Genomic DNA, 26,916 nt, shown 5'->3' with positions numbered 1-26,916 from the left:
AAATCAAATGCACAAGAGAGATATTGAACCTGCTCCGCCAGGCATACACATCGCACATGCCGGTCACCACTGGCTGATGGTCACCGATTTCGACGGACGGTTTCACGGTCTTGTCGTCATGCAGTGGCAGCCCGGCGCGAAACGTTGGTGCCATAGCGGTGATGTAGCTACGGGCCGGGACGTGGACGCCTCGGGTTGGGAGTATGTTGAGCCGGTGGCGCAGCCGACGGCTCATCTTGCGCCGGTGTCCGCCTCGCCGGAGGCATAGTAGCGAAACTTACCCAGACTGTAGTGCTGGCTCCGCAGCGCTAAGCGCGCTGCAGGCCGGTCATCTCTCGACGGCGGTCCGTCTTGCGCGGGTTCCTCGGCCTTAACGGGGCCCTGCAGGTTCGTCTTTTTTCTAAAGACCTGTTTCACAGCTTTCTCTTTAAGCGACCTGAGTGGGGGCGAAAGCATAGAACCTGCGGCAGCCGGCCACGCTATACGGAGAGGCAGGTCAATCCCAAACCAAGGACAAGGAGTATTCACATGGAATCGTTGCTTTATATTGCTGCATTCATCGGCAACGCGTTCAGCTCGGAACCGAAGTGCGGTAGTCGCTCTGCTGACAGGTCTGAGCAAGCTGAATGCGCGTTTCGTCTCTCTGGCGCCAGGCATCATCGTCCGGCCAGTCAGCAGCTTCAGTCGCAAGGAAGCACTCCTGTTTGCCGAGGCGCTTGCGCTGGTTGAGCACTTCAAGGAACTGGCGGAACATCGAGGTCGACCTTGATTACAACGAGTCGCCATCCGCGTGCAACGTCTATCGAGCCGGCTGTGCGCTGGAATTCCCGGGTACAAAGCAACAATGAAGCAGCCCCGTTATTCATCGAATCGACCAGCGAGCAGTTGCAAGCGGCCGAAGAAGAAAACTGGGAGCTGGTGCGCGACATGCTCGGTCATCGCGTGGGTCTGAACATCATCGCCGAGCACACGACGCCCTTCGAATCGCTGAGCGAGTCGAACGTCGAGTACATCGAAGGCAAGATTCAGGACGGCAATACCGAAGGCGAGATGTTTGAATCGCTGTCTGTTGACGAATCCGACCTTCGCTTCGACGTGCCACTCCCGACAGGCAGCATCAAAGCGATGAGGCATTCTGCGCATCCATGCGATACAGGCATGCGCTGGGCAGCTGGTACGCTAAGACGTTTGCCGCGGCGCGCGAAGGCAAGGTGTTCGACCGGGCGCGTCCCGAACCAGAAGATTTTACAGCTGCGCGCTGATACGGGGTGAATATGACGAACTGGAGACGGGAAGATTTTGAGCACTTGCTCGATGACGGTCCCACCTGGGTTGATGTGCGTAATGACAGCGGTGCCTTCGACTCGTACCCACTGGAGTATTTCGAGCCGGTGCCACTGGCGACCGGATAGGCTGCCGAAGAACGACTTGATTGCATCGAGGCCCTTGGGGCCTCGTTTCGTTTGTGTGCACAGTCGACCTGGTCAGCGTATAGCTCGCTGGAACCCCGCGCTAAATTTGCAGCGATATCTCCTTCAACGCGAGACGGATGTCGATAGATTTGCCGAAAGCGTCGACCCCGACGGCGAGTCGCACGAACTAGCCGGACCGCAAAGCCTGCAGGTCGTGATAGGTTGGACCGCGGACTGTGTCCGGGTAAATTACTGCGAAGGCGTCACATGGGCCATAGCCGTACTTCTGCAACAGCGGCGCGGCCAGCTCGACGGTTTCGACGCCATCCCTTACGTCGCTCACGCGTCCTTGAGCGTATTAGACAAGCAGCGACACTTCCCGCCGAAGCTCAAGAATGACAAAGGGCACCAAGGGTGCCCTGAAGTGCAGGTCGACGGACTTGTCATCGTCTCTGTCGTCTGGCTCATTCGACGCCGAAGCGGAAAGAGACTCGAATATCCCTGTCGGGAAGGCGCCCTCACGTTCCAGTTCCCACTCGTGGTCAGAACTGTGATTGGTCGGTCGCGAGGAATATAGCGCGATGGTTTAAATGCGGACGGCCTCACCGTTGTCCGTCCTGCGTGCAACCGCTTTCGAGATGATTGCATCCATCTCGGCCATGACCTGCGCGTGAGGAATGGAAGGGCGTGGGTCGTCCAGCGAGGCTTGGACTTTCGCACGAAACCACTTGTCGTATTCGGCTGGGTCCTGGGGACCCATTTCGGGTGCGAAGTCGGTAGAGGCGATGGTTTGGGTCATAGCGAGGTCTTTGGTCGTGAGGTGGAGATACGTATAGCCAATCGAGCCGAGAAGTTGCGCGCAGGTGAAAAAATCGCCGCAGTCGACGAGCGGGGCTGGCACGCAGAGGCGCCGGTAGGCGCCAGTTACGCGGTAGCTACACGTCATCCCAAATTTCTAAAAGCAAAAATGACGTACTCGAATCACCGCATAGGCATCCTTGGCGGCGCCGGCCCGCTTGCGAGCGCCGAATTTCACAAACGGCTCATCGAACTCGCTGCAACAGAGTGGGGCGCATTTCAGGACTCGGAATATCCCGAGGTTGTCCACGTTAGCCACGGCTACCCGGGCCTGACAGAAGCGGGCCTCGTGAACATGGCTGCCGCGAGGGATACCGTGACGCACAGCGTTGAATTTCTCAAGAATGCCGGCTGTCGGCACGTCGCGGTGCCGTGCAATAGCCTCCACGCATTCATTCCAGAACTGCGGGAGCAGTTTGGCGAACTGGTGCTCGACATGATTGACGCTACCGCGGGATATGTTGCGAAGAGCGCGCCCGACAGGCCTGTACTTGTTCTTGGCTCGGGAAGCACTCGCGAGGGAGGGCTCTACGACGGCGCGCTGGCCGCGCGTGGGCTGTCCCGGCTTGCCCCGGATGAAAGTACACAAAGCAGAACCAACGCGCTTATCGCAGGGGTCATGCTGCACGGTGCGAGTGAGGGCCTGGATGCAGCGTTAAGCGAGCTCATCCGGGAGGTCGCGGCACCGACCACCAGCGTTATCCTGGGCTGCACCGAGCTGTCGCTTATCCGCCCGCGCGGCGTGCCGAATCCTGTCTTTGACAGCACAACCGCGCTCGCTCACGCAACGTTGGGTGCCCTGGCTGGTTAGAGGAACGCCAGTCTGCGACTCGACCAGATTTTCCAAACGAACGTCCGCGCGCCGCCGGCGAAACACGGATGTTCAATCTTTGTGGATACAGAATGCATATTGTTGTTATCGGGGCAGGCGTTATTGGCGTCACAACGGCGTGGGCTCTACGCATGGAAGGTCACACGGTCGACGTCATCGAACGAGGACAGCGACCGGCAGACGGAACAAGCTATGCCAACGCAGGGCAGCTATCGTATGGATTTGCTGTGTCATGGGGCGTGCCCGGTGTTCCGCTGAAAGCGCTTGGCTGGCTGTTTCAGAAAAACGCTCCTTTCAAGCTTCGCCTCGACAGGAAAGAGCCGCTTCGCCAGATGAAATGGCTTGCTGCCATGTTCCAGCAGTGCACTCAGAAGGACTTCGAGCGCAACAGCGCGGACATGCTCTCGATTTCTTACTTCAGCAAGGAGATGATGGCGAGGCTCCTGGAGGCGGAGCCGGGGCTGTCCTTTGACTATCAGCAGCGGGGAACCTTGCAGCTCTTTCGTTCGCGCGCGGAGCTCGATGCCGGCCGACGTGACGCGGTCATGCTGACAAACGCGGGCGTTCAGTGCCGGTTATTACGGACCTCGATGTCCTCTACAGCCTGGAGCCAGCGCTCATCAATACTGCCGTGCCGCTGTTCGGCGGTCTTCATTTGCAGGACGACGAGACAGGGGACTGCAGCGCTTTTACATGCCAGCTCGCCGACAGGGCGAGCCGGGCCGGCGTGCAGTTTCACTTTGACGAAGAGGTGACGGGGTGGCGGCAGGGCGGCGGCGCCTACCGGCTCCTCGAAACCAGCCGGAATGTCTACAGCTATGACGCCCTCGTTGTGTGCGCCGGCTCTTACACGGCCGACATGCTTCTTCCACTCGGCATTGACATCAGGTCGAAGCTGTATCCGGTTAAAGGATATTCGCTCACCGTCGACATTGATGCTGCAGAGCGTGCGCCTGTGTCAACCGTCATGGACGAGAAATACAAGGTGGCGATTACCCGGCTGGGCAACCGCATTCGCATTGGAGGCACCGCGGAGCTTTCGGGATTCAACAGAATCCTGAGGGATGGGCGTCGGGAGACTCTGGCGACAGCGGTAGCCGAACTCTATCCGGGAGCAGGCAATCTCGAGGCGGCCAGATTCTGGACTGGGCTTCGACCCAGTACACCGACGGGTGTGCCGGTGATTGGCCGGCTGCCGGGTGAGCAGATGGGTCAATTTCGGCCACGGGACACTGGGTTGGACGATGGCCGCCGGTAGCGCTCAGATTCTGGCTCACTCCCTGGCGGGACGCGAGGGGGAGTTGCCGGACGGTGTGCAGCGCGCGGTGGTCAACGGTATGGCCTGAAGCGCGCGGCGCGAAGTGACTGCGCCGACAGGCAGCCGGGCGCTTAGCTCGGTTGTACCGCCACTCTCCCTTTCGCAACCAACATTGCGGTAGAGCTTTCGCTATCGCTTCCACGGGAACACACATGCTCGGAATGCATTCACCTGCGCTAACCCTTATCGCCGCTCAAGCCCTTGGACTTGCTGCGATGGCTATCGATGTCTGGGGAACCACGGTTAAGGACGACAGAAAGTTGACGCTGACAGTCGCGTGCAGCAGTCTGGTCTTCGCCATCCATTTCATGCTGTTATCGGCGACAGCGGAAGCACCGCCAACGAATTGAGTGACGACCGTGCGGTCCGCCGGCGCGACGTATTATCGAAAGGCCTGGGTAGGCGCGGTGTTCGTGTGTCTGTACGTCATCCTTGGCTTTGAGACAATCCACTCGGTCGTGGACGCACTGCCTTCGTTGGCGTGTATTCTTGGCACCGTCGCGATGTACTGGTGCAGAGGGATTCACCTACGCGTACTCTTTGCGTTCGCTCAGGTGTTCTGGCTGCTGTATTCGATTCATGCGAAATCAATTGGTGGCAGCTGCCTCTACGTCATCCTCATCCTAGGTACGGCCCGGACGGCGATGGCTATGCTGGCAAAGCGGCGGGAAGCCCACGCTTAGGCGTGCACCCGCAGGCGACCAGGCCGACATCAATGGGTGCGGCCGGAGATGCTACCGGTGCTTCCGTGTCACAAGATGTAGCCAGCTCACTGGCGGTGCGGTGACGGGTTGAGCTATTTCAGTTGCGTGGGCGCCTTGGTCGGCCTGGTCGACGAATCTGTATTCGGAGGAAATTGCCCGTGCGGCGCTCGGCGCGCCCCATCGAGCTCGATGGCCTGTTGCATGTCAAAGCGCCTCTAGCGAGACGCGTAACCTGAGATTTTGGAAATCGACCCGCGAGACAAGGAAAAACCCCTCGAAGTGACTCGAGGGGCGAATGCAGCACGGAAAAACTGCTTTTACTGCGCGGTGCCCGTCGCCGACTGCGGCTGGTTGGGGATATCCAGGTTGTCGAACTTGAGCAGGTTGGTCAACTGCGTGTTGCCAGCCGAATACTCGATAGATACCTTCTGACCTGATTTGGTCAGGGCGATTTCGACGGACACGTCGGTCGAACCATGAAGATACGACCGGGCATCGAATCCAGCGTGAAGTAGTACAGCGTATTGCCATTGCGGATGTCGGAGCCGATGAGCGAAACCGTGCCCGTCAGCGTCTGATTCGTTACGGCGGTCGAACCCTGAACCGAGGTCGGGTCCTGGCTGAGCTTCATCTGATACTGACGGCTTGCTGCCTGCAATGTGTCTGCGACCACGACCTTGCTGATGTCGTGAATCGAGACCAGCGCGAAACCGCGCGCAATGCCGGTGGCGTCACGCATTGTCATGGCGTACGTGGGCGTCGAGTTGAGCATGAACGGAAGCGCTGCGGTTGCCGTGTAATGCTTTTCCGGCAGCACACCTTCTGCGGCCGCGATGGCTGCCTGTTCCGATGCACCTGAGAGCACGTAGCTCTTTACCTTCTTCGTGCGGCTGTCGACAAGCATGAAGCCAATCAATCCGCTCTTTTTGCCCAGGCTGGTCATGCCGACGTAGTAGTCCGCATGGCCATCTGCTGCGTACACGAGGTCGACCGATGACACTTCCGTGCGGTCCGTGTCCGACGGGTTGAACCAGCCAGCGGCATAGTAACCGCGATTTTGAGCCTGCTCTTTCACAAACCATGCCGGTTGAATGCGGTCAATCCAGGCGGGCGCATCATTGATGCCGTACTGCTTCACTTCGCCCGTCTGAGCATCGACCGTTGCAACACCAGTTGCTTCGTCGCCGTTAAAGCCGATAGTGTGCTGGTACAGCGTCACCACGTAATACGGGTTGCCTTCATCGTCCAGCTCTTCGCTGAAGTCCGTCAGGCCCACTGTTCGGAAACCTGCCTGGTACAGATGGCGCTCAACGTCGTCACCGAAGAAGGCGCCACGGGTGTAACGCAAAGCGAGCGGTTTGCCGTGAAGCTGGGTAACCAACTGCACGTTCGATGCATCGTTCGCGTCGACTACCACGTAACCCGGCGTATGACCGTCTTTAAGCCACTTGAAGAAGTCTCGAGGCTGCAAAAACGAAACCCACACCAGCTTTTTGTCGACAATCTGTCGCGTCGGCCGGCTCAGGTTGACTTGGGAGCCCAGGTTGGCGTCGGTCGCCAGACTTTTTTCGGCAGCGCGTTCAGCCATGTCTTCGGAGACCAGCGGTGCCTTATCGAGTTGCAGCGGTGGAAGGGATGTCGAGAGGGTTGCTTTCTCTTCGACGCCGAGCTGCGCGCGATAAGCTTCAGTGTGGAAAAGCGACCAGCTGCTGAGGGATGCAATAGCGATACTGCCCCCGAACAGAAGGAATGCCACGACCAGCGACAGCGCCATCGCGTTCTTGTTACCGAACAGTCCGAGGAACGCCCCGAATATCGCGATGACGAACGCGACGAAGATGTAGCTTTCGACGAACGAAAAGTTAAAGACCGGGGTGGTCATATACCAGAGACCCCATGCGAGCACGAGGGTGATGACAGCGCTGAATGCGGCGGCAACAGGTTTCATACTCGAAGTTCCTTTGTTAAGTGGCCTTTCACCTATAGCGAACGTCGTAGCCGCGTTGTTTTAGGCAAATCAGACGGAGCTGCACTATGCAAAAGGTCAACTTTTGAGGAAAATCATGGGAATCGAACGCTGCCTGGGACTGGTCACAATCTGCTCCAAGCTCGCCAGCGCACTGACTCGGCTGGAAATGCTCCCCAAGGAGAGGACGACGAAGTCATTTGCCGGGCACTGGACGCTGTCGGTGGCCAGAAGGGCGGGATTGCAGAAGAACTCTCGCACTGCGAACGACTGCTCGTCGCGGATGTGCTCGGTGTCGCCCTAGGACGTCAATGAGCAGTGAGACCACGGGGAGAGGCTTTGCGTCGAAACCAATTGCGCTAAGCGCCACAACCTTGCCCTGCGCAATCCACGCGACCGAAAGTGAGGCGCCGTCGGGACCGCAACGACGGAAGCGCGATTTCAGATTGGCCAATGCCGTCCGGATGACGCTGGCGTGCTGCCTATGCTTCCAAATGTGGACAGCTGCGGCACCTCAAGGTGAGCTTATTCGGGAGCAGGTCGCGACGACATCGGGCGCGGTTAATGTGCAGTCTCAGGCGTGGTCACAGGCGGCGCCGGCGGTCGGTACGGTGCGCGCGGCGCCCGGCGCGCTTCTCGGCTCAAGGGGCTGCTCAGGGTTTCGTCGGTTTTGCTGGACCGGAGGCCGAGGTTTCGACACTGACCTCAGGAGCTTATGACGCTTTTGTGCGCGCACTGCGGACGCCGGCAAGTAGTCCGCTCACGGAATTGAGTGACTGCTCTCAGCAGTGTATTGGCCCAGCGATTGGCGCGGCAGCTGTGCTGAAGCACCTTCGACTTCGTTGAGTCGTCCGAGCCGATGGCCGGCCTTGTGCGTCAATCGCCGAGGCGGCCCGTGCGCAGCAGGTAGTTCATGAAAGCAGAGTGAACCATCGGAGCATTCAGATTCGGAGTGTCGCTGGCCGAGACCAGCTTGGCTTTTTGCAACGTCATAAATTCGGGCTCTTTCACGAAAACGCTCCAGTGGAACTGCTGCTCCTGGTCGCTCCACGTAGCCCATCGATGATTGAATTCCGCAACTCGCGCTTCGTGCGCGCGGACCTGTGCATCGCGCATCTTCTGCTCGACGCTCATTGTCTGCTCGCGCTCTCTCAGCACGGCAAGCTCATCCTTTTCCCGATTGGTCAGGTGGTACTTGCCTTCAGTATCGTTCAGACCGGAGCTGACCAGCTTGAACCCATTCTTGATTTCTTTCTTTTTCGTGATATAGCGGTAGAAGAGAACGTCGCAGACTTCCTCAACGCGCTTGGCGGAGTGGACACGCGTGACTTCATCGAGCTGGCTACGGTTGAGCCCAAATTCGTCCTTAAGCATCGTCCAGTATTCAGGTCTGATGCGCTCATTGCTGTCCGTCGGGAACTGGTTTTTGGGGTTCGGCTTGATGTAAAACATGATGCCGACGATTTTGCGCCCCTTGGTCGCGTAGTCGACTGTCGCAGTGAGGTCGCTCATCTCCTCCAATTCCTGCAAAGGCCCTGTGATGGTTCGGGCCGAGAGTCGCTTGAATTCGGGATATTCGTGTTTTTCAACGCCCATCCGCTCCCGGAACTCTTCGATGGTCATCACCGGCGTCTCGCCGCGGTACTCAAACTCCTTGAGCATCTCGTAGAGGGAGTGTGAATACTTGCTGCGGCACCTCGCGTTGGCCACCATCGAGATGTAGTAGTAGCGTTTGGGTGCGCTGAACGCGCGACGCACGAGCGGGGGGATGTCGTAGATGATGTTCTTGCCGTCAAACAGTACGTCCGCCAGCAAGCTGGTCAACAACCATTTCTCGCCTTCCTCTACCTCAATAGTGCGTTTCATCGCCTTCAGCGAATCTTTGAGGTAGCCCATGTCGGACCTGTCATGGCTCACACACCACGACAAGTAATCCACTGGCACCGAGAACATCTCGCGACCGGACAACGTGGGGCGGGCGACGAACAGTAGCGCGTTGAGCAATTTCTTCTGCAGCAGAGTCAGGGATGTCTCGAACCGGATGCGCTGGCTGCTCTTTTTCAGGAGCAGGTCGTTACGCGCTTCGGTTATCTGCGTTCCCTCGTCGAATAAGTCTAGGCTGCGCTGATACTGCGTCAGGCCTTCTGCCTCGTTGGTCGCAAGGAACTGAGCCAACTCCTTCGGAACCTGGACATCGCTACCGACCACTTCGACAGCGGTCAATTCCGTCGACGTCGTGACAGTCGGCGCCGGCGGCCGTACCTTCGAGACGCGACGACCAGCGCGGCGAGGTGTCGTATCTGCGCGCGACACCGGCGCGCTATCGAAGTCGGTACTGGCGGTATTTCCGGAGATATCTCTGTCCATAAGTGGTCATTCCCTTAACTCCGCCGGAATATGCGGGCTATGGCCTCACCGGTCAACCCACGTTTGTAGGCCATACCACGATTCTGAAAAAATAGCCGCCTGTCTTCGCGATTTGTTTCCAGCAATCGCCCATGGGACGGGCGTTTCACGTAATTTTAGGTGCGATACCAGGGTTTACCCAATTAAAGCCGTTTTGCGGGTCGGAATCGCCGCTCGAATGGACTACAGATATGGCTCGGATTCCCCCTGCTGCTTTTTGTACGCGACGCGCACACGTTACCAAGCCCCGGTATGGCCTACAAATATGGCGCGAAACGGCTATTCCGCGTCTGGTCGTGGGCGCGCCGGCCCGAAAACCGGCTTTCCCTGTCCTCTTTTGGCCCTGATTCTTACCGGCGGCTTGCGTTGCCCGCGTATTTGTAGTCCATAGGGCGGCGACGGGCGGGTTAAAAAGCGGTTTTTCTGAGCCAGCGCGGCCGCCGCAAAGGGATAACCATGTTTGTAGTCCATAGGCCCAAGGCGAGTACCGCTAAGTGCCGAGCGGGGCGAGCCAGATGCTCGGTAGAGAGACCCGCGAAGAGCCCATCCGGCCTGCCTTTCGGGTCTATGGACTACAAATACGGGAGCTACGGTTCAACTTGAGATTTCATGCGAGTTCGCTGGGGGGAAAATGGACTGCAAACATGAGGCAATCCCGGGGCGCTCACGTTTGTAGTCCATTCTGAGACAGTTTGACCGGTGGTTCAGCCGGAATCAGCAGATTTGTAGGCCATTGGCACGGTAAAAAGAGCTTGCAGCGGTTGTGTGCGGGCCAAGACAGGGAAATTGCAGGCCGTCAACCCCTGAACGAGACGGCTGAAATGGCGCAAATTTGTGGACCCTCAAGATTGCCGTACACGGACCGATATCGGCAAAAGCGGCCCACAACCGTAGTCCATTGACGTATTTTCTAAGCCAATTAAGGCCACAACCTCGGGACTTCGTGACGCGCAACCCCGCGTGTGGCGGGCGTTACAGCGTATGGACTACGGTTATGGGGAGGTTTATCGGGCATTGCAGGCATTCTGGAACTGCTGCCCATACGAACCCGTCTTCCGGAGAGTCAAATTGGGGCAATGGACTACAGATATGGGTGCTGCGAACTGCTAGGCGAGTCTGGCTAAATCCACCGGCGGCCCTGTGGACAAGTCGCGCGTCCGTTTCTGTGGATTCGTGTGCTGATTCGAATCCTAAGTTAACAAAATCCAATCAAATCGTTAACGCTCCGCAACTTGCTGATTCGCGGGGGAAATTCAAGCTGATACCGGCTAAAACCTGCGTCGCGGCGCTTCCATGAACGTAGGCCATACCCCTCAAAGCCTACAGACCTCGCTGCCGGATGGACTACAACCTTGGGCTGCACGGTCTACAAATCTGGGAAAGGCCCACAAACATGGCTGTGGTCCATTTGTGGATAACCTGGAAAGTTGCTGGCCGGAACCTCGGTACGCGCCCTGCAGATTTGTAGGCCATTCCTCGAGTGCGTCCAGAGCAGGCACAGGAGAAGTAAAAAGCGGAGACTCGTGGTCTCCGCTGTGAATTACGATTTTCGGGGCAACTCGACGACTCGAAGCCAGGAGAACTCTTTGAAGAACTCGTCCGACTGGTATCGAACGGCACCCGGTTCGCCTGCGAAGGGATGAGGCCCTGACCATTCTGTTTCTGACTCGACCCTCCAGCGGCGGACAATCTCCAACCCTTCATCCGTCAGAGTCGCGAGATGGGCCCAGTCAGGGTGGCGAGCGATGCCGCGTTCTTCTTCGCGCGACGGAATCCAGTCCGTGAGAGCCCGAGCTATTCCCGCGTCGCCGTTTCGCACAAGTTCGTCGTTTGATAGCGTCGTGACAAAATCGCTCGCGCCGCCGGCTGCGTAGTGGCTGTCGCCGGCGAAAAGTAAATAGTCGGTCATGTGTCCTTGAGTGTATCTAACGGTACTTGGCCGGTATAGCGCACATTGCTCAGGCTGGCGGCAAATTGGTTGTATCGTTCGAGGCGTTCGAGCTGCGTGTCGTCATCGGCCCAACCGAGCACAACAGGCCTGAATCGATGTGGATGCCGCCCATGAATGGCGTGGCAGCCCAAGCCCACGCGGGCCGCGAGAAAAGCACGGCGAACGTAAACAGTCCTACCTCTGTCATCAGGAGCAGGAAGAGCTTGCCCGGTGGCAATGCTCCCAACAGGTTCATGTCGAAATGTTGCGCGGACGTCACGATGAACGCGGTAGCCAGCAGCTCAAAAGCTTTCCAGAAGGCGATAGCAGAGCATACGTGGCCGATAGCATACGCAATGCGGTGGACGAAGGGGAGCCGGCCCTCAAAGTAGCGGGAGAGACAGGCGAGCACGAGTATGGCGAAGCCGACGAGCAACCAAAGGTCGGCGGGCTCTTTGATTCAAAAGTTGTTGAATGATGGCGGGCACGGATGGACTCCGATGAGATGACGTTGTGCAGCCAGGCAAGGAGCTGCGGCCACATATTTGTTCTAGCGCGCGGGGTTTAGTCGAGAGGCCACCGCATGCCTGAGACGCGCAAACACGGCGGCCAAGCGCAAATTTGTGAGCAGGCGCCGATACCTACACCGCGAAGGACAATCAAACAGGAAATGCAGAATGGACTCGAACGACAGCTGGAGCGCGGACGAGGGCTACCCCGGCGACGGCGCCTACCGGGAATTCTACCGGGACATCGGCTTCGACCTGGAATACGACTACATCCGCCCCTACATCCTCTCCACCGGCCAGCGGAAATTCACCGGCCTCAAATACCACCGCATCACCGGCCGCAACGTGGAGAAGGAGCCCTACCGTCCCCAGGCCGCCACGGCGAAGGCGGCGGAGCACGCGGGCAACTTCCTCTTCAACCGGCAGAAGCAGGTGGAGCACCTCCGCGGCGTGATGGACCGCCCGCCGATCATCGTCTCCCCCTACGACGCGGAACTCTACGGCCACTGGTGGTTTGAGGGGCCGCAGTTCCTCAACTACTTCCTGCGGAAGACCGCCTACGACCAAAACACCTTCAAGACGATCACCCCCAGCGAGTACCTGACCCGCTACCCCACGCAGCAGGTCTCCACCCCGTCCGCCTCCTCCTGGGGCGCCAAGGGGTATTGGGAAGTCTGGCTGGAGGGCTCCAACGCCTGGATCTATCCCCACCTGCACCAGGCCGCCGCGCGGATGACCGCCCTGGCCCGCCGCTTCCGCGACTGCTACGGCCAGACCGACCGGGCCATGAAGCAAGCCGCCCGGGAGCTGCTCCTGGCGCAGTCGAGCGACTGGGCCTTCATCATGAAGACCGGCACCATGGTCCCCTACGCCGTGAAGCGGACGAAGGACCACCTCCTGCGCTTCAACCGCCTGGCCGAGCAGATCGAACAGAACCGGATCGACAACGACTTCCTGGGCAACTGCGAGTGGCGGGACAACATCTTCCCCAACATCAACTGGCGCTACTATATTTAGCGTCCGTTAATTAACGGGCGGGAAATAGCCGAATTATAAGTACCCGGCTATGAGCTCCCGCCCCCTTTCCCCCGACGAAGCAACCGGGCGGCTCCATGCCCTGCTCAGCCGCGGCCACGCCACGGCGCGGGAAGTCCTGGCTCTGGAATACGGGGACGCGCCCGTCCCGGGACTCCATGTCGACCCCCTCTTCGACGTCCCCACGCCGCTCCATTTTCACGCCTCCTTCCATGAGGGGGACGGCATCGAGTGCTCCCACAACAAGGGGTGGAACCCCTGGGACGTTCTGAAGCCGCACCGGATCGAAGCCCGCCTTTCCTCGGACGAATCGCTTCTTCCTTACCAAATCGGCCATGTCAGCCATGAGGCCTTCCACGCGCTGCACCAGGAAGCCTGCCTGCTGGACGCCCTCGTCGCCCCGGAACGGTATCCCGCCCAAAGCGGGAAAGACATTTTCAACGGATTCCATCCTTCCTTGGAAACGTTGGTCCGCGCGGGCGAGACGGAACAGAAAACGGCCGCCCGTTACCAGGATTTGGATGCCCTCCTCCATAAAGGCGGGGCGAACGGCGACTACGAGAATATCTACTACCTCCAGGAATCGGAGCTCCTGGCGCGGATGAACACGCTGATCGCCTCCCAGGCGGGGAAGGAAGGCCGCATTCCGACGTCTCGAGCGGAGCTGGAACCGATCGCCGCGCTCATCCGGGACGAGGAGGCGACCCGCCCCCGCTCCGGCCACACCTTTACCGCACGGGAAGCCGCCTGGAACCTGCGGGAAGGCGTCCTGGACAAAATCCCCGAAGCCCGGCGCGAGCGTTTTTACCGGGACGTCCTGCCGGAGCTTTACGGCAGCACGCTGGAAGTTTTAGGCGATCCCCAGGGCCGCGCGAAGATGGGGCTGGAACCCGGCCCAGTCTACGCCCGCAACGCGGCCAAGCGCCTCCTTTACGAAACGGCCCATCCCGATCAAGCCTGGCCCGCCGAAAAGTGGAGCCAAATGATCGCCAAGCTGGAGCCGGACACGCTTAAGAACGTCCTCTGGCTGGCGACGCGGGAAAAGAACCCGACGGCCCTGCCCCTCCTCCTGGAAGCCCACCGCCAGGCGTGGAGGCCGAAGATGGAGCCCGGCCAATTCGCCGGCCAGCGCGTCGCACCCGAGCCTGTCCGCCAGGCCGGAGTCAACCGATCTCGCTAAAGACGACGCGCGCCGCCTCCTGCCAATCGTGGGAAAGGGCGTGGGCCCTCGCCCCCTCGCCCAAAACCTGCCGCAGCTCCGCGTCCTCGATGAGGCGGCGGAGCGCCTCCACCAGCTCCTTTTGGTTTCCTTCCTCCACCAGGATGCCGCTGAGGCCGTCGAGGACCGCTTCCTCCACGCCGCCAGTCCGGCAGGCGATGGAGGGCTTCCCAAAGACGCCCGCCTCCAAATAGGAAAGGCCGAAGCCTTCCACGCTCTTTGGCAGGGCGCGGCTGGTCATCACATGGAAGTCGCACTGATCGTACGTCGCGGCCAGGCGCTCCTCCGGCACCGCGCCGAGGTGCGCGAAGCGGACGCCTCCCTCCCGGCAGGCCGCCTCCACCTGATACAGGTAAGCGGCAGCCCCCGTGCCGCCGACTTGGTAAAGAACCTTCCGCCGGACCGCCTCCGGCAGGGCGGCCAGGGCACGGGCCGTCTCCAGCTGGCCCTTGCGCGGATGAAGGCGCGCCAGCGTCAGGACGCGGACCGGCTCCTGCGGGTCGCGCGGCTTCGGCCTGCCCCGGTGCTCCCGCAGGCGGCGGGCGGCGTGGAGCAGGTCATGCCGGATGGCGCAGAGGGCCACGCCCACGCGGAGTCCGGAAGGGAGCAGCCCGCTCTCCTCCAAAAGCCGCGCGGAATAGCGGGAGGTGGCGCAGACCTTCGGCGCGCGGGAAAAAACGCGCCGGGCCGGGCCGCGCAAAAAGAAACGGTCGCGGTAACGGGGCACCTCGGAACCGTGGAAAAGGAACGTCAGCTCGGCCTCCGCCGCGATCCGGCCCAGGAGGCCCCACCGCTCCAGCTCCAGGAAGATGCGCTGCGCGCCATAGCTGCCCAGGACAACCTGCACGCCCCGCAGCATCCGGCGGCAACGCCAGACGCGCAGGCCAAAGGCCAGGAGGCTGCCCAGCCGCAGGCTCGATTTCCCGCCGAAACGAATCACCCGCACCGGGGCCAAGGCGACGTCCTCCTTTTGCGGCGCGCCGGGGGTCCAGACCTCCACCTCATGCCCCTGTGCGGCCGCCGCTCGGGCGATTTCGGCGCAGTACGTGGCCACCCCACCCCGGAAGGGGGCGAATTCATGGGTAATAAGGATTTTTTTGGAAGAAAGCGGCTTTTTAACCTTTACCCGGGGAGATCCCGCCTTAGATTGATTCACTTGGTTTAAGGAATTTTATATGGCGCTCGATGAGAAACAAGTGGCGGATTTGAAGCAAGCATTAAGACGCTGCCGCCCTGAAGTTTTCGACGCGGTTCTCCGCTTCCGGAATGAGGGTGACGCCAGCGCGGTCCCCGTGATCATTTCCGGCATCATCGAGCGATACCTGCCCGCCGAATCGAAAGTCTCCATGGCGGAAACGACCAACGACACCCGCCTTGCCGAAGACTTGGGCATCGACTCCCTGACGATGCTGGAAATCGTCCTCTCCATCGAGGAGGCCCTCGGCTTCCGCATTGAGGACAGCGAGCTGCGGAACATCCGCACCATGGGTGACGTCCATCAATTCCTGGACACCAAGCTTTCCGGCGCGCCCGAAGACGGCCCCGCCGCCGCCCCCGCCGCCCGCAAATACCTGCGCGACGAGATCGCCTCCATCATTCCCCAGCAGCCTCCCTTTCTCTTCGTCGACGAGGCCTCCCTCACCACGGAGGCGATCACCGCCAGCTACTTCCTAAAGGGCGACGAGCAGTTCTTCGATGGCCACTTCAAGGACGATCCGGTCGTCCCCGCCGCCATTGTCTTCGAGGCCCTGGGCCAGGCCTGCTGCCTCTGGGTTCTGGAGCAGGGCGCCGCGCAGGCGCAGATCGAGATCCCGAGCAATCAGGTCGTCTTCGCCTCCCTGGACGGCGCCCACTTCTACAAGCGGGCCAAGCCGGGCGAGCGCCTCGAGTTCGAGGCCAAGCTGCTCCGCCTCCGCTCCCCGCTGGCCCTCTTCGAGGGGACGGTCAAGGTCGGCGGCGTCCGCATCGCCCATATCGAGAAGCTGGTCCTGGCCTTCGGCGACATCGAGAACCTGGAGCGGAACCAGATCGCCGCCCACGCCGATCCGGCTCCCGCCGCGGCCTAAGCCTTACCTAAGCATTGCCGGGGGCGGCCTCTGTGCTACCTTGACCGGCTTATGCGTCGGGTCGTCGTCACCGGGTTGGGATTCATCACCAGCATCGGCAATTCCAAGGCGGAAGTTCTCCACAGCCTCCGCGAGCTGAAGACGGGCATCGAGCCCTTTTCCGAGTTTGCCGGGCCGGAGTCCCCCGTGAAGCTGGCCGGCACCGTCAAAGGCTTCGATTTCCCCACCCCGGACTGCGAGGACTGGACCATTCCCGAGCCCTACCAGCTGGGCCGCAGCGCCCTGCGCTCCATGGGGCCTAACGCCGTCTTCGGCTACTGCGCAATGCAGCAGGCCATCGACGACGCCAAGCTCCCCCCGGAGATCGTCTCCCACCCCCGCACCGGCGCGCTCTGCTCCTCCGCCGGGTCGATGTGGATGTCCTACGAGCACCTGCACACCATGGTCACCCGGGGCGTGCAGAAAACGCAGCCTCTCGGCCTCGTCGCCTCCATCTCCGGCACGCTGAACATCAATCTGGGCGCTCTCTTCAAGATCAAGGGCTCCTGCTGGGGCATCATCAGCGCCTGCTCCTCCTCCGCCCACGGGCTGGGCAGCGCCCTGGACCTCATCCGCCTGGGGCGGCAGGACGTCATGTTCGTCGTCGGCGCGGAGGACCACAACAAGTACACCGGCCTCCCCTTCGCCGGCATCCGCGCGCTGAGCACCGGCACCGACCCGGAGAAGACCCCCTGCGCATTCGACAAGAAGCGGGACGGCTTCGTCTTCACCGGCGGCGCCACCACCCTGGTGCTGGAGGAACTGGACCACGCGCAAAAGCGCGGCGCGACGATCTACGCGGAGGTCATCGGCTGGGGCGAGGCCAGCGACGGCTACAACATCATGGCCCCGGACCCGACCGGCGACGGCCTGACCCGCGCCATGCGCAACGCGCTGGCCGACGCGCGGATTTCCCCCGGCGACGTCGACTACATCAACGCCCACGCCACCTCCACCCCGCCGGGAGACAAGGCGGAGATCGAGGCCGTCCGCGCCGTTTTTGACGGCGGAAAAATCCCCTACATCAGCAGCACCAAGAGCCTGACCGGCCACGGCCTCTGCCTGGCGGGCGCGATGGAGGCGGGCTTCACCACCCTGGCCATCGCGGAAAAGTTCACTCCCGTCTCCGCCCACATCACGGAGCTGGATCCGATGTGCGAGGGGATTCCCGTCGTCACCCGGCCGGTCGACGCCGCCCCCCGGATCGCCATGAGCAATTCCAGCGGCTTCGGCGGGGCCAACGTGAGCCTGGTATTCAAGGAATTCCAGGGATGAAGAAGATCTTCCTCACCGGCGCCAGCGCGGGCATCGGCCTCCTGGCCGCGCGCGCCCTGTGCGACCGGGGCTACCACGTCTGGGGCACCGGCCGGAAGGCGGAGAACCTGCCGCTCATGGCCCGCTTCCACCCCGTCGTCCTCAATCTGAACGACCCCGCCTCCATCGAGGCCGCCTTCAAAAAGGCGGAAGAGGAGGCCGGCCACTTCGACGTCCTTATCAACAATGCGGGCGCGGGCGTCTTCGGCCCGCTGGAGGCTTTCTCCGAGGCCGAGTTCCGCGCCCAGCTGGAGACGCTCCTCCTGGGCCCTCTCCAGCTCATCCGGCTGGCGCTGCCCGGCTTCCGCCAGCGGCAAGACGGGCTCATTCTCAACATCTCCTCCCTGGCGGCCGAGTTTCCCCTGCCCTTTCTCAATCCCTACAGCCTGAGCAAGGCGGCCCTCAGCTCCATGACGGAGGGGCTCCGGCTGGAACTGGCCCATACAGGCATCCGCCTTTGCGACCTGCGCCCGGGCGACTTCGCCACCCAGTTCCACCTCTCCACGCGCCGGATCGATGGTCCGCTGAACGAAGCCTACGCGCCCAACCTGGACCGCGCCTGGCAGGCGATCGACCGGAACATGAACCGCGCGCCCGATCCGCAGAAAGTCGCCGACACGGTCGTCCGCATCGTCGAAGGGGAGATCACCCGGCCCGTCGTGGCGGTGGGAGACGTGTTCCAGGCCCGCATCGCTCCTCTCCTGGCGCGCCTGGCGCCCCGGCGCTGGGTCCAGTGGGGCCTGCGGGTCTATTACGGCCTGGTGAAGCGGCGGCGCTAAAGCCGCTCGTCCCGCAGGACCATGAAGGCCTCCCCCGCCATGCGGAGGGTGGCGTCGATGTCGGCCTCCGTATGGGCGGCGGAGAGGAACCAATTGTGGTGGGGGTGGAAAAAGGCCCCCCGCTTCGTCACCTCCACGCAGAAGCGCTGCTGGCGACGCAGGCTCGGGTCGTCGGCGAAGGTGAGGAACGGCACGGCCGTCGGGCCGCTGGCGACCATCCCGTAGCCGTGCCGCTTCCCGGCGGCGACGAGGCCGTCCATGAGGCGCTTTCCGTTCGCCGCCATTTTTCCGACCGCGCCGTCACGCTCCAGGATTTGCAACGTCTTGAGCGCGGCGGCCATGGCCGGCGGGCTGTTCCAATAGCTGCCGGTCAGGAAGACCTTGCTGGCGGCCAGGCGGAGCTTTTCGATGCCCGCGGCGGCGGAGAGGGCGTGGCCGTTGGCGATCGCCTTGCAGTAGCAGGCGATGTCGGGCTCGAAGTCGAAGAGCTTGTGCGAGCCGCGCAGGTCCAGGCGGAAACCCGCGCGGATGTCGTCCAGGATGAGGACGATCCCTTCCCGCCAGCAGGCGTCCCGGATATGCCGCCAGAAGCCGGGCGCGGGCATGACGGAAGGCTGGAAGGTGGGGTGGTGGAACGGGGTCATCACCACGGCGGCGAATTGCCCGCGGAACTCGGCCAGACGCGCCTCGAACGATTCCAGGTCGTTCCACGCGAAGTCGTGGATGTGGGCGCGGTCCTCGTCGATCAGTCCGGCGTGGCCCGGCGTGCACCAGGGATCGATGCCGTGGTAGGCCCCGGCGACTTTGAGGATCTTCTTCCGCTTCGTGTGCTCCCGGGCGACCTGGACGGCCCAGGTGGTCACGTCGGAGCCGTTCTTGCCGAAGACGGCCCAGTCGGAAAAGTCGACGAGGTCGACGAAGTATTCGGCCAGATCGACCATGACCTCGCCGGGGTGATTCAGGCACAGGGCGTCCTTTTGCTGGCGCAGGGCGGCCTCCTCCACCTCCGGATGCTGGTGGCCCAGGACCATCGGCCCGTAGCCGCACATGTAGTCGATGTATTCGTTCCCGTCGACGTCCCAGTAGCGGCTCCCCTGAGCGCGCGCGCCGTAGTAGGGGAACTCCCCCGGCACCATCGCGGCCGGAGTGTGGTGGCCGTAGATGCCGCACGGGATGACGCGGGCGGCCCGGTCGAAGAGGGCGCGGGATTGGCGGTAGCGGTCGCTCATGGCTTGGCGGGCTGCAGGTAGACGCGGAGGCGCTCCATGACGAAGTTGAGGCCGTCGGCCAGGGGGACCAGGCCGTCGACCCGGATCTTGCACGACCCGACGGCGGCCAGGGTGTCGATCTCGTCCCGCAACGCGCCGTAGGCGGTCTCGACGTCGCCGAAGGTGACGCGGGCCGCCGGACGGCTCGGAGGCTCGCCCCATCCGGCGGCGGGCGGCGCGGCGTTGTCAAACCAGACGGTGGTGTCGGCCTCGCCGTCGATGGAAAAGGAAGCCAGGCCGCGCGGGAGGGCGCGGAGCATGCCTTGGGCCTCGGCATCCCCTTCCGCCAAAGGGCCAAGGCCCAGGCCCGCCGCGATGAGGGAAAGCCGGGCGTGGAGGCGCCGCCCTTCCGCGATGGCCAGGATGGCGGGAGCCCCGTCCAGGACCGCCTCCAGGCGCTTCGCCAGCCGGGAGAAGCGGGCCAGGAGCCCGACGCGCCAGAAGCCCCAAAGCGGGAGCGGCAGGGCCCACTTCTTGCCCGAAAAGAAGGCGTTGAGGTGGGCGGAGGAGAGGAAGAGCAGCTCGGCGTCCGGGGCGACGCGGCACGGCTGGTGGCAGACGGCGGGCCCGTCGAAACGGACGGTGGCCGCCGGACCGCCCAGCACGCGGAAGGCGAGCGCGCCGCGGGCCCCTTCCAGAATTTCCCGTGCCGCCAGGTCGTGCGCGGCCAGGTCGGCCAGGCAGGGCAGGACGGCGTGGAGGTAGAGACGGCTGCGGACGGCCGGATCGGCGGGGGACGGCGTCACGATTCCAGGAGGGCCAGAATGCCGGTGGGGTGCTGGCGCGGGCGGGCGGCGCGCATTCGGTCGGCCATGCCGCGCGGCAGCTCGGGGTTGTCGATCCACTCGCGCAGGAGCCGCGCCAGGGAGGCCGCGTCGTTGATGCCGGCGGAGAGGCCGTGTTTCTCGCAGAATTTCTGGGTGATGATCTCCTGCGGCATGAGACCGCCCAGGCGGTTGAAAATGAGGGGGCAGCCGCTCTGGATCGCCTCGTTCGTCGTGCCGGAGCCGGGCCGGGCGACGATCGCGCCTGCCTTCCGCATGAGGAGGGCCATGCGGTCGGTGGAAGGCAGCGCGCGGATGGTCAGGCCCGGCGCGGGCTGCTCTTCCGCAAAGCGGAGGACTTCCCGGCGGGTCGCCTCGTTATGGCCGCAGAGGGCGATGACCTGGAGCGGGCGGCCGATCTTCCGCAGCTCCGGCAGGAAGCGGAGGTGGTTGTTGGCGCTGTTGGCCCCGGTGCTGAGAATGACGGTGAAGACGCCGCCGTCGAGGTCCAGCTCCGGCCAGAGATGGCTGGGCAGCTCCTCGTTGTCCAGCTCCTCGTCGTAAAAGCTGGGGTGGAGCATGAAGCCGCCGACGCGGATCTTCTCCCGGGGCATGCCCAGGGCCACGGCCGCCTCCGCCGTCTCCGGCAGGGAGCCGATGAAGAGGTCGGTCTCCGGGTTGACCCAGTGGCGGCTCATGCCGTAGCCGCCGTGCATCTCCGCGCAGTAGGTGACGCAGCGGACCTTGTCCCGGCCCAGGACCTCGTGTGCCAGCTGGAAGAAGCCGTGGTTGGTGGAGCCGTGGACGCTCACGATCACGTCCGGACGGACTTTTTCCAAGACTTCCACGAAACGGTGGCGGCCCAGGATGCGGCGAGGGTCCTTGAACATCGCCGCCGCCTCCAGGTAGTTGAAATAGATGTGGTGAAGGCGGGGGAAGGTCTTCTGGATGAAATTGTACAGTTCCACGCCGAAGCGGTAGATCGGGTGGGTCGTTTCCAGCGTGGGGTGGATGTGGACTTCCCAATGGGGACGGTGCAGGGCCGCCCACTGGGAAAGGGAGCGGGCGCGCATGTTATGCCCGCCGCCGGTGCTGGAGGTGAGGATCAGGACGCGCATTTAACCAGGAAGCGCCCCACCAGCGGCAGGCTGCGGCGGAAGCCCGTGCCCAGCCTCCAGGGCCGTGCCTGCGGGGCGGCCACCAGAAAGAGGCCGATGAGCAGGATGCTGGGGGAGAAAAGGATGGTGAAGATGAAGAAGGAGCCGACGTGGAAGAGGATGAGTGCCAACGCCCAGGGCCGCATGAGGGCGGGCCGGAAGACGACCCAGAAGGAAAAGAGCTGGATGTAGATCATGGCCAGGTAGGCCGGCCATCCCGCCCAGTAATAATGGATCAGCCACGCGCCGACCGGACTGTCCATGCCGGTCTGGATGAGGCGGCCCGCCACCTGGTAGGCGAAGGAGTGGGGATTGAAGACGGTCATTTCCCCCACGCAGAACTGGTAGATGCAGCCCGCCACTTTCCCCAGGCCGGCCATGGAGTAGGTGAGCATGAAGACGGCCTGGGCCAGCCAAAAGACCTGCAGGTATCCCTGCCGCGCCGCGCGCCGGGAGGTGGAGCGGGGCCCCGGCAGGAAGACCAGGACCAGACCGGTCAGCACCCAGGCGTGCAGGCTATGGCCGATCTTGCCGAAGGAGTTGTTGAAGGCGGCGAATTGGAAGAGCCCCAGCCAGGCCAGCAGCCGCGCGGTGCGGCTGCCCGGCATGAAGGCGGCGGCGACCGCCCCCGCGATGTAGAGGGCCAGGATGGAGGTGATGCCCGCCTCCTGCGGCACGTGCCGCAGCCAGGCCACCGGCCACAGGGGATCGAACTCCCGCGCATGGATCAGCCCGTTCCACGAAGGGAGCAGGGAGATGGCCATGTAGGAAAGGATGGCGTAGTAGAGCTGGACGATGACCCGGCTCTGCCGCCACGCCACCGTCTGCCGCCGGAAGGCCGCGGGCGCGGCAAGGACCGATCCGGTGAACCAGCGGCGAAGGCGGCGAAGGAAGAGCATGGGGTCCGTGTTCCGGTTTCGGTCAGCGCAGGCCGCTGACGAAGTGGCCGACGCTCTCCCGGATCGCCGCGCGGCGGGTGCGCCACTGCTCCACCGGATCGCTGTGGATCCGCACCACGTCATAGGTGGTCTGCGGGGGGAGATTGGCCTCCAGGAGGGCGCGCTGGCGGATGATTTCCTCCGCCTTGCCTTTCCGGCACGCCTTGCCCAGGCGCTGGATAATCTTGTAGGCGACGATGGAGTGGGGATTGCCCATCACATCCCCGGCCTGGGTATAGAACTGGGGGGGCACCACGGACCGGGTGCCGACGCGCTCGATGAGGACCTGATAGGTCGTCTTCCCGTTGGGGACGACGGCGAAGAGGAACCAGGAGTAGATGGGAAAGACCTCCTGCTGGGCTGTTTTAAGCGACGCCAGGCCCAGCCCCAGGAGTAGGGCCAGCCCCGCCGCACTCCCCCAGATCAAGCGCCGATAAGCTCGCACCCGGAAACTTTAAAAACAGGATGCGGCTTGGCGAGGCTATACTTTCATATCTAACGTCCCATCCGAGATGGCACGCATCCTGTACGGCGTCATGGGGAATACCCACGGGCACATCATGCGCACCCTCTCCCTGGTGAAGCGCCTGCCGGAGCACGAATACCACTTCATCGGCGGCGGGCGCGTGCCGGACGCGGTGCGCGGCCAGTGGCCTTGCTTGGAAGTTCCCGTCCTGCGCACCGTCCACCGCCGCCAGCGCGTCTCCGTGCCGCGCACCGTCGGCCAGATCGCCGCCTGCCACCTGCGTCTGCCGCAGGTGACGCGCCGGATCCGGGAGCTGATCGACCGCTGGCAGCCTGACCTGGCCATTTGCGACCGGGAGTTCTTCCTCCCCCACGCCGCGCGGCAGGCGGGGCTCCCCTGCCTTTCCATCGACCACTCCCACCTGCTGAAGGCGGGCCGCTACCCCGTCCCCGCCGGGGAAAAGGTCTCCTGGGCGCTGGCCATGGCCAACGACTACCTCTTTTTCGACAAGACGCGGCACAACCTGATGGTCTCCTTCTTCCATCCGCCGCTGCGCCCCTCCCGCCGGGGCTTCCGGGACGAGCTTTTCCCCGCCGTGGTGCGGGACGTGGTGACGCGGCGGAGCGCCTCGGCGGGGGAGCACGTCTTCGTCTACCAGACCAGCCCCACCTTCCACCGGCTGATCGAGACGCTGCGCGCCCTGCCCCGGCGGGTCGTCGTCTACGGCTTCCACAACGAGGACCGGGAGGAGGGCAACCTCTCCTTCCGCGCCTACCACCCGGAGCGGATCCTGGACGACCTGGCCTCCTCCGCCTATGCGGTGGTCAACGGCGGGCACAACCTCCTCTCCGAGGCCTTCTACTACGGCAAGCCGGTCCTCTGCTTCCCCGTGCGGACGCTATTCGAGCAGTTCTTCAACGCCTACCACGTCCGCGCGCTGGGCTACGGGGACTACACCACGTCGATGGAGCCGACGCCCGCGCTCTTCGCCGCCTTTGAGGAGCGCCTGCCCGAATATCGCGCCTCCATCGCCGCCAACTTCCGCGAGGGGACCGACCAGATCGTCGCCCGCCTGCGGGAACTGATCGCCGATCCGGCCAAAATCGCCCGATGAAAGTCGCCTACCTCCTCACCACCTTCCCGACCCTCTCCCAGACCTTCCTGCAGCGGGAAGTCGCCGGGCTGGCCGCCGCGGGCGTCGAGGTCGATGTCCACTCCATGTGGACGCCCCGCCCCCTCCCCTGGGCGGGCGCGCCGGGCGTCCGCCTCCACACCTGGGCGCCGCACGACCTGTGGAGCCGCCCGTTCCATTCCTTCTCCGAGTTTGGCTTCCACAGCGGCCTTTTGCCGGAGGCCTACCGCGCGCTGCGCCGCTACCGGCCCCGCACGCGGGAGCACTTTGAGAACCTGGCCCTGGGCGGGGCCTTCGCCCTGCGGCAGGCCGCCTTCTTCCGCGACCAAAACTACGGCCTGATCCACGGCGCCTGGGCGACGGCCCCCGCCACCGCCGCGCTGCTCCTGGGCCGCTTCTGCGGCAAGCCCTTCAGCTTCGGCGCGCACGCCTACGACATCCACCGGGACGGGGGCGACCCGTTCCTGGACGCCAAGCTGCGCTCCGCCGCGCTGGTCCACACCACCACGGAGATGAACGTCTCCTTCCTCTCCGGCCGCTGCCCGGAGGCGGCCCCGCGCATCGCCCTGGTCCGGCGCGGCCTGGCCGACCTGCCCGCGCTGGCCCAAGAACGCCCCGTTCACGAGCCGCTCCGGCTTCTTTCCGTCGGCCGCCTGGTCCCGAAGAAGGGCCAGGAACGGCAAATCGAGGCCGTTAAGCTTTTGAAGGCGGGCGGCCTCTCCTGCCGCCTGCGGATCGTGGGCGACGGGCCGCTGCGGCCCGATTTGGAAAAGCGGATCGCCGACGCCGGACTGAAGGAAGAGATCGAGCTTTGCGGCGCGCAAAGCCAGGAAGAGGTCCGCGCCCACTACGCCTGGACCGACCTGTTCTGGCACACGGGTATCGTCGACGCGGCGGGAGACCGGGACGGCCTGCCCAACGTGATCCCGGAGGCGATGGCCCACGGCGTCCCCGTCGTTTCCAGCGACGCGGCAGGCACGGTGGTAAGCGGTGAAGGACGGCGAGACCGGCCTGCTCGTCCCGGGCGGCGAGCCCCAGGGTCTGGCGGAGGCGGTCCGCCGCCTGGCCAAGGACTCCGCGCTGCGGGCAAGGCTCCGCGCGGGCGGCCACGCCTGGGTGGGGAAGAACTTCCTGGTTTCCGAGAACGCCCGGCAGCTGGCCGAGGCGATGCGCCGAGTCGCGGCTACTTGACCGAAACGCCCGCCTTCTTGCACGCCACGCGCAGGGCGGCGGCGAAGCGGTCCAGATCCTCCTTCGTATGGAGGGCGGAGATGGCGGAGCGGATCAGGTCCTTCCCCGCGGGCACGCCAGGGGCGATCGACATCACGGTGAAGAAGCCCTGCTCCCAGAGCGATTTCCAGACAAAGTAGCACTTCTCCTTGTCCCCGATGACGATGGGCAGCGCCGGGGTGGGGCTGTTCCAGTAGTCCAGGCCCATCTGGTCCAGGTGGGAGCGCATGTAGGCGGTGTTGGAGAGGACGCGCTCCCGGTGTTCCGGCTCTTCCTGCATGACGCGCAGGGCGGCCAGCGCGGCGGCGGAAGCGGAAGGGGTCATCGCGGCGCTGAAGATGATCTGACGGCAGTTGCTGCGGAGGTATTCGACGACGGCGCGGCTGCCCGCCATGAAGCCGCCGGTGCTGGCCAGGGACTTGGAAAAGCTGCCGACGGTCAGGTCGACCTTGTCCGCCAGGCCGAAGTGGTCGCTGACGCCCCGGCCGTCGCGGCCGAAGACGCCGAAGCCGTGCGCGTCGTCGACGAGGAGGAAGGCGTTGTATTTCTCCGCCAGCTCGACGAGCTCCGGCACGGGAGCCAGGTGGCCCTCCATGGAATAGACGCCGTCGACGGCGATGATTTTCGGCTGGGAAGGGTCGAGCGTGGCCAGGAGGCTGCGCAGGGAGCCCACGTCGCCGTGGGTGAAGCGCTCGATGTCGGCCTTGCTCAGCTGGGCGCCGTCCCATAGGGAGGAGTGGATGCTCTTGTCGACGATCAGCGCGTCGCCGCGCTGGGCCAGGGCGGCCAGGCTACCCTGACAGGCCAGATAGCCGGCGACGATGACGTGGCAGGCCTCCACGCCCAGGAAGGCGGCCAGGGCCTCCTCCAGCTCCTCATGGTAGCGGCGGGAGCCGTTGGCAAGGCGGGAGCCGCAGGAGCTGGTGCCCCACTCGGCGGCGGCCTTTTGGGAGGCCTCGATAACCTTCGGATGCTGGGAAAGGCCCAGGTATTCGTTGCTGCTCATCATCACCATCGACTTGCCGTCGACGACGATGCGGGCGCCCTGGATGGAATCGACCGCGTGGTAGAAGGGGGAGTAGCGGAGGCGGAGTTTGGTGGCGACGTCGGACTCGATGCGTTCGAGGACCGGCTTTTTGGAAGAAAGAAAGGAGGAAAAAATCATGGTTTGGTAATCGCGCCGTTCCATGCCATCTGGTGGCGGGCGGCGTAGGCGGACAGGACCGCCTGATGATGCTGGATAACGTTGCGCACCACGCTGGAATCGGTGGCGTGCGCCTGGCCATGGCCGTCCCCGTCATCCGGCAGGATGTCCAGGTGCCGATGGACGAAGAGAATGGCGAAAGCGGCCTCGGCAACGGTGGTATAGGGGATTTCCTTATCGGCCCCCTCGGCGAAGTCCTCGACGACGTCGGCCAGGAATTCCAGCTGCTCGAAAAGGTGCGGGAATTCCGGAGATTTGATCTGCGTGAACTCCATTTTTAGCATGGGGAGTTTCGGCAGGAGCTTCTCCAGGACCAAGGGGGTGATCTTGGCGGCCTGGCGGCGGATGAAAAAAGCGGTCTCGGACATCG

Annotated in this window: 25 protein-coding genes and 1 pseudogene; 11 read left to right on the top strand and 15 right to left on the bottom strand. The window is 63.3% G+C overall.

What is annotated here, in order from left to right:
• A partial coding sequence (locus PW734_08300) for a hypothetical protein (GenBank protein MDE1171191.1) occupies positions 1–268 on the top strand: 268 nt, incomplete at its 5' end.
• Positions 269–571: 303 nt separating this feature from the next.
• Here PW734_08300 and PW734_08295 read toward each other — a convergent pair.
• Complete coding sequence (locus tag PW734_08295; GenBank protein ID MDE1171190.1) at positions 572–754, bottom strand: hypothetical protein; 183 nt, start codon at positions 752–754, stop codon at positions 572–574.
• Positions 755–813: 59 nt separating this feature from the next.
• On the opposite strand from PW734_08295, the gene PW734_08290 reads away from it, so the two are divergent.
• Entirely contained in the window at positions 814–1,272 is a 459-nt protein-coding gene (locus PW734_08290; protein ID MDE1171189.1) for a hypothetical protein, read from the top strand.
• A gap of 726 nt (positions 1,273–1,998) precedes the next feature.
• Here PW734_08290 and PW734_08285 read toward each other — a convergent pair.
• A complete protein-coding gene (locus PW734_08285) occupies positions 1,999–2,211 on the bottom strand; it encodes a hypothetical protein (GenBank protein ID MDE1171188.1) in 213 nt (70 codons plus the stop codon).
• Here PW734_08285 and PW734_08280 point away from each other — a divergent pair.
• Positions 2,203–3,081, top strand: a complete 879-nt coding sequence (locus PW734_08280) for an aspartate/glutamate racemase family protein (protein ID MDE1171187.1) — start codon at positions 2,203–2,205, stop codon at positions 3,079–3,081. The genes PW734_08285 and PW734_08280 overlap by 9 nt on opposite strands.
• Before the next feature lie 589 nt (positions 3,082–3,670).
• On the top strand, positions 3,671–4,360 hold the full coding sequence (locus PW734_08275; GenBank protein MDE1171186.1) for an FAD-dependent oxidoreductase: 690 nt from the start codon (positions 3,671–3,673) through the stop codon (positions 4,358–4,360).
• A 1,081-nt stretch (positions 4,361–5,441) separates the two neighbouring features.
• Here the strand turns inward: PW734_08275 and PW734_08270 are convergent.
• The 5 genes from PW734_08270 to PW734_08250 form a co-directional block, all read right to left on the bottom strand.
• Positions 5,442–5,588, bottom strand: coding sequence for a hypothetical protein (locus PW734_08270; GenBank protein ID MDE1171185.1), 147 nt, complete (start codon positions 5,586–5,588; stop codon positions 5,442–5,444).
• Positions 5,567–7,072 carry a hypothetical protein gene (locus PW734_08265; protein MDE1171184.1) on the bottom strand — a complete coding sequence of 502 codons (1,506 nt, stop codon included), beginning with the start codon at positions 7,070–7,072 and terminating at the stop codon, positions 5,567–5,569. Before PW734_08265 ends, PW734_08270 begins: the two co-directional genes overlap by 22 nt.
• Positions 7,073–7,966: 894 nt before the next feature.
• A complete protein-coding gene (locus tag PW734_08260) occupies positions 7,967–9,457 on the bottom strand; it encodes a replication initiation protein (GenBank protein ID MDE1171183.1) in 1,491 nt (496 codons plus the stop codon).
• A 1,579-nt stretch (positions 9,458–11,036) separates the two neighbouring features.
• Positions 11,037–11,405: a hypothetical protein gene (locus tag PW734_08255; GenBank protein ID MDE1171182.1), complete on the bottom strand. Its 369-nt coding sequence runs from the start codon at positions 11,403–11,405 to the stop codon at positions 11,037–11,039.
• Positions 11,406–11,454: 49 nt separating this feature from the next.
• A complete protein-coding gene (locus PW734_08250) occupies positions 11,455–11,862 on the bottom strand; it encodes a hypothetical protein (GenBank protein MDE1171181.1) in 408 nt (135 codons plus the stop codon).
• A 241-nt stretch (positions 11,863–12,103) separates the two neighbouring features.
• Between PW734_08250 and PW734_08245 the strand changes: the two genes are divergently transcribed.
• Both PW734_08245 and PW734_08240 read left to right on the top strand, forming a co-directional pair.
• Positions 12,104–12,952, top strand: a complete 849-nt coding sequence (locus tag PW734_08245) for a DUF1957 domain-containing protein (protein ID MDE1171180.1) — start codon at positions 12,104–12,106, stop codon at positions 12,950–12,952.
• A gap of 49 nt (positions 12,953–13,001) precedes the next feature.
• Positions 13,002–14,150, top strand: a complete 1,149-nt coding sequence (locus PW734_08240) for a hypothetical protein (protein MDE1171179.1) — start codon at positions 13,002–13,004, stop codon at positions 14,148–14,150.
• Here the strand turns inward: PW734_08240 and PW734_08235 are convergent.
• The gene (locus tag PW734_08235; protein MDE1171178.1) at positions 14,134–15,243 is read right to left on the bottom strand and encodes a glycosyltransferase family 4 protein; all 1,110 of its coding nucleotides are present in this window, start codon (positions 15,241–15,243) and stop codon (positions 14,134–14,136) included. The two genes, PW734_08240 and PW734_08235, sit on opposite strands and share 17 nt — an antisense overlap.
• Positions 15,244–15,481: 238 nt before the next feature.
• Here PW734_08235 and PW734_08230 point away from each other — a divergent pair, with 238 nt between their 5' ends.
• Genes PW734_08230 through PW734_08220 form a run of 3 tightly spaced genes read left to right on the top strand, consistent with a single transcriptional unit; the run spans position 15,482 to position 18,387 of the window.
• A complete protein-coding gene (locus PW734_08230) occupies positions 15,482–16,255 on the top strand; it encodes a phosphopantetheine-binding protein (protein MDE1171177.1) in 774 nt (257 codons plus the stop codon).
• A 51-nt stretch (positions 16,256–16,306) separates the two neighbouring features.
• Positions 16,307–17,569 (top strand): beta-ketoacyl-[acyl-carrier-protein] synthase family protein, encoded by a 1,263-nt coding sequence (locus PW734_08225; protein ID MDE1171176.1) that lies wholly within the window; start codon positions 16,307–16,309, stop codon positions 17,567–17,569.
• Positions 17,566–18,387 carry an SDR family NAD(P)-dependent oxidoreductase gene (locus PW734_08220; GenBank protein ID MDE1171175.1) on the top strand — a complete coding sequence of 274 codons (822 nt, stop codon included), beginning with the start codon at positions 17,566–17,568 and terminating at the stop codon, positions 18,385–18,387. Before PW734_08225 ends, PW734_08220 begins: the two co-directional genes overlap by 4 nt.
• Here the strand turns inward: PW734_08220 and PW734_08215 are convergent.
• The 5 genes from PW734_08215 to PW734_08195 are packed head-to-tail and all read right to left on the bottom strand — an operon-like array spanning position 18,384 to position 22,941.
• The gene (locus PW734_08215; protein ID MDE1171174.1) at positions 18,384–19,616 is read right to left on the bottom strand and encodes an aminotransferase class III-fold pyridoxal phosphate-dependent enzyme; all 1,233 of its coding nucleotides are present in this window, start codon (positions 19,614–19,616) and stop codon (positions 18,384–18,386) included. The genes PW734_08220 and PW734_08215 overlap by 4 nt on opposite strands.
• The gene (locus PW734_08210; protein MDE1171173.1) at positions 19,613–20,401 is read right to left on the bottom strand and encodes a hypothetical protein; all 789 of its coding nucleotides are present in this window, start codon (positions 20,399–20,401) and stop codon (positions 19,613–19,615) included. Before PW734_08210 ends, PW734_08215 begins: the two co-directional genes overlap by 4 nt.
• On the bottom strand, positions 20,398–21,537 hold the full coding sequence (locus PW734_08205; protein ID MDE1171172.1) for a glycosyltransferase: 1,140 nt from the start codon (positions 21,535–21,537) through the stop codon (positions 20,398–20,400). The genes PW734_08210 and PW734_08205 overlap by 4 nt, the downstream gene beginning before the upstream one ends.
• Positions 21,525–22,475 carry a hypothetical protein gene (locus PW734_08200; protein MDE1171171.1) on the bottom strand — a complete coding sequence of 317 codons (951 nt, stop codon included), beginning with the start codon at positions 22,473–22,475 and terminating at the stop codon, positions 21,525–21,527. The genes PW734_08205 and PW734_08200 overlap by 13 nt, the downstream gene beginning before the upstream one ends.
• Positions 22,476–22,497: 22 nt before the next feature.
• Entirely contained in the window at positions 22,498–22,941 is a 444-nt protein-coding gene (locus PW734_08195) for a hypothetical protein (GenBank protein MDE1171170.1), read from the bottom strand.
• An 85-nt stretch (positions 22,942–23,026) separates the two neighbouring features.
• Here PW734_08195 and PW734_08190 point away from each other — a divergent pair, with 85 nt between their 5' ends.
• Both PW734_08190 and PW734_08185 read left to right on the top strand, forming a co-directional pair.
• Positions 23,027–24,094: a glycosyltransferase family protein gene (locus tag PW734_08190; protein MDE1171169.1), complete on the top strand. Its 1,068-nt coding sequence runs from the start codon at positions 23,027–23,029 to the stop codon at positions 24,092–24,094.
• Between the two features lie 530 nt (positions 24,095–24,624).
• Positions 24,625–25,092, top strand: a pseudogene (locus PW734_08185) (glycosyltransferase).
• Positions 25,093–25,295: 203 nt separating this feature from the next.
• On the opposite strand, the gene PW734_08180 reads toward PW734_08185, so the two are convergent.
• Positions 25,296–26,507: a pyridoxal phosphate-dependent aminotransferase family protein gene (locus PW734_08180; GenBank protein ID MDE1171168.1), complete on the bottom strand. Its 1,212-nt coding sequence runs from the start codon at positions 26,505–26,507 to the stop codon at positions 25,296–25,298.
• The gene (locus tag PW734_08175; GenBank protein MDE1171167.1) at positions 26,504–26,914 is read right to left on the bottom strand and encodes a hypothetical protein; all 411 of its coding nucleotides are present in this window, start codon (positions 26,912–26,914) and stop codon (positions 26,504–26,506) included. Before PW734_08175 ends, PW734_08180 begins: the two co-directional genes overlap by 4 nt.
• Positions 26,915–26,916: the final 2 nt, after the last annotated feature.

The organism is Verrucomicrobium sp., from assembly GCA_028283855.1.
Taxonomy (GTDB): domain Bacteria; phylum Verrucomicrobiota; class Verrucomicrobiia; order Methylacidiphilales; family GAS474; genus GAS474.
Note: the sequence above shows the minus strand (reverse complement) of the source record. Positions and strands in the feature narration are given on the sequence as shown.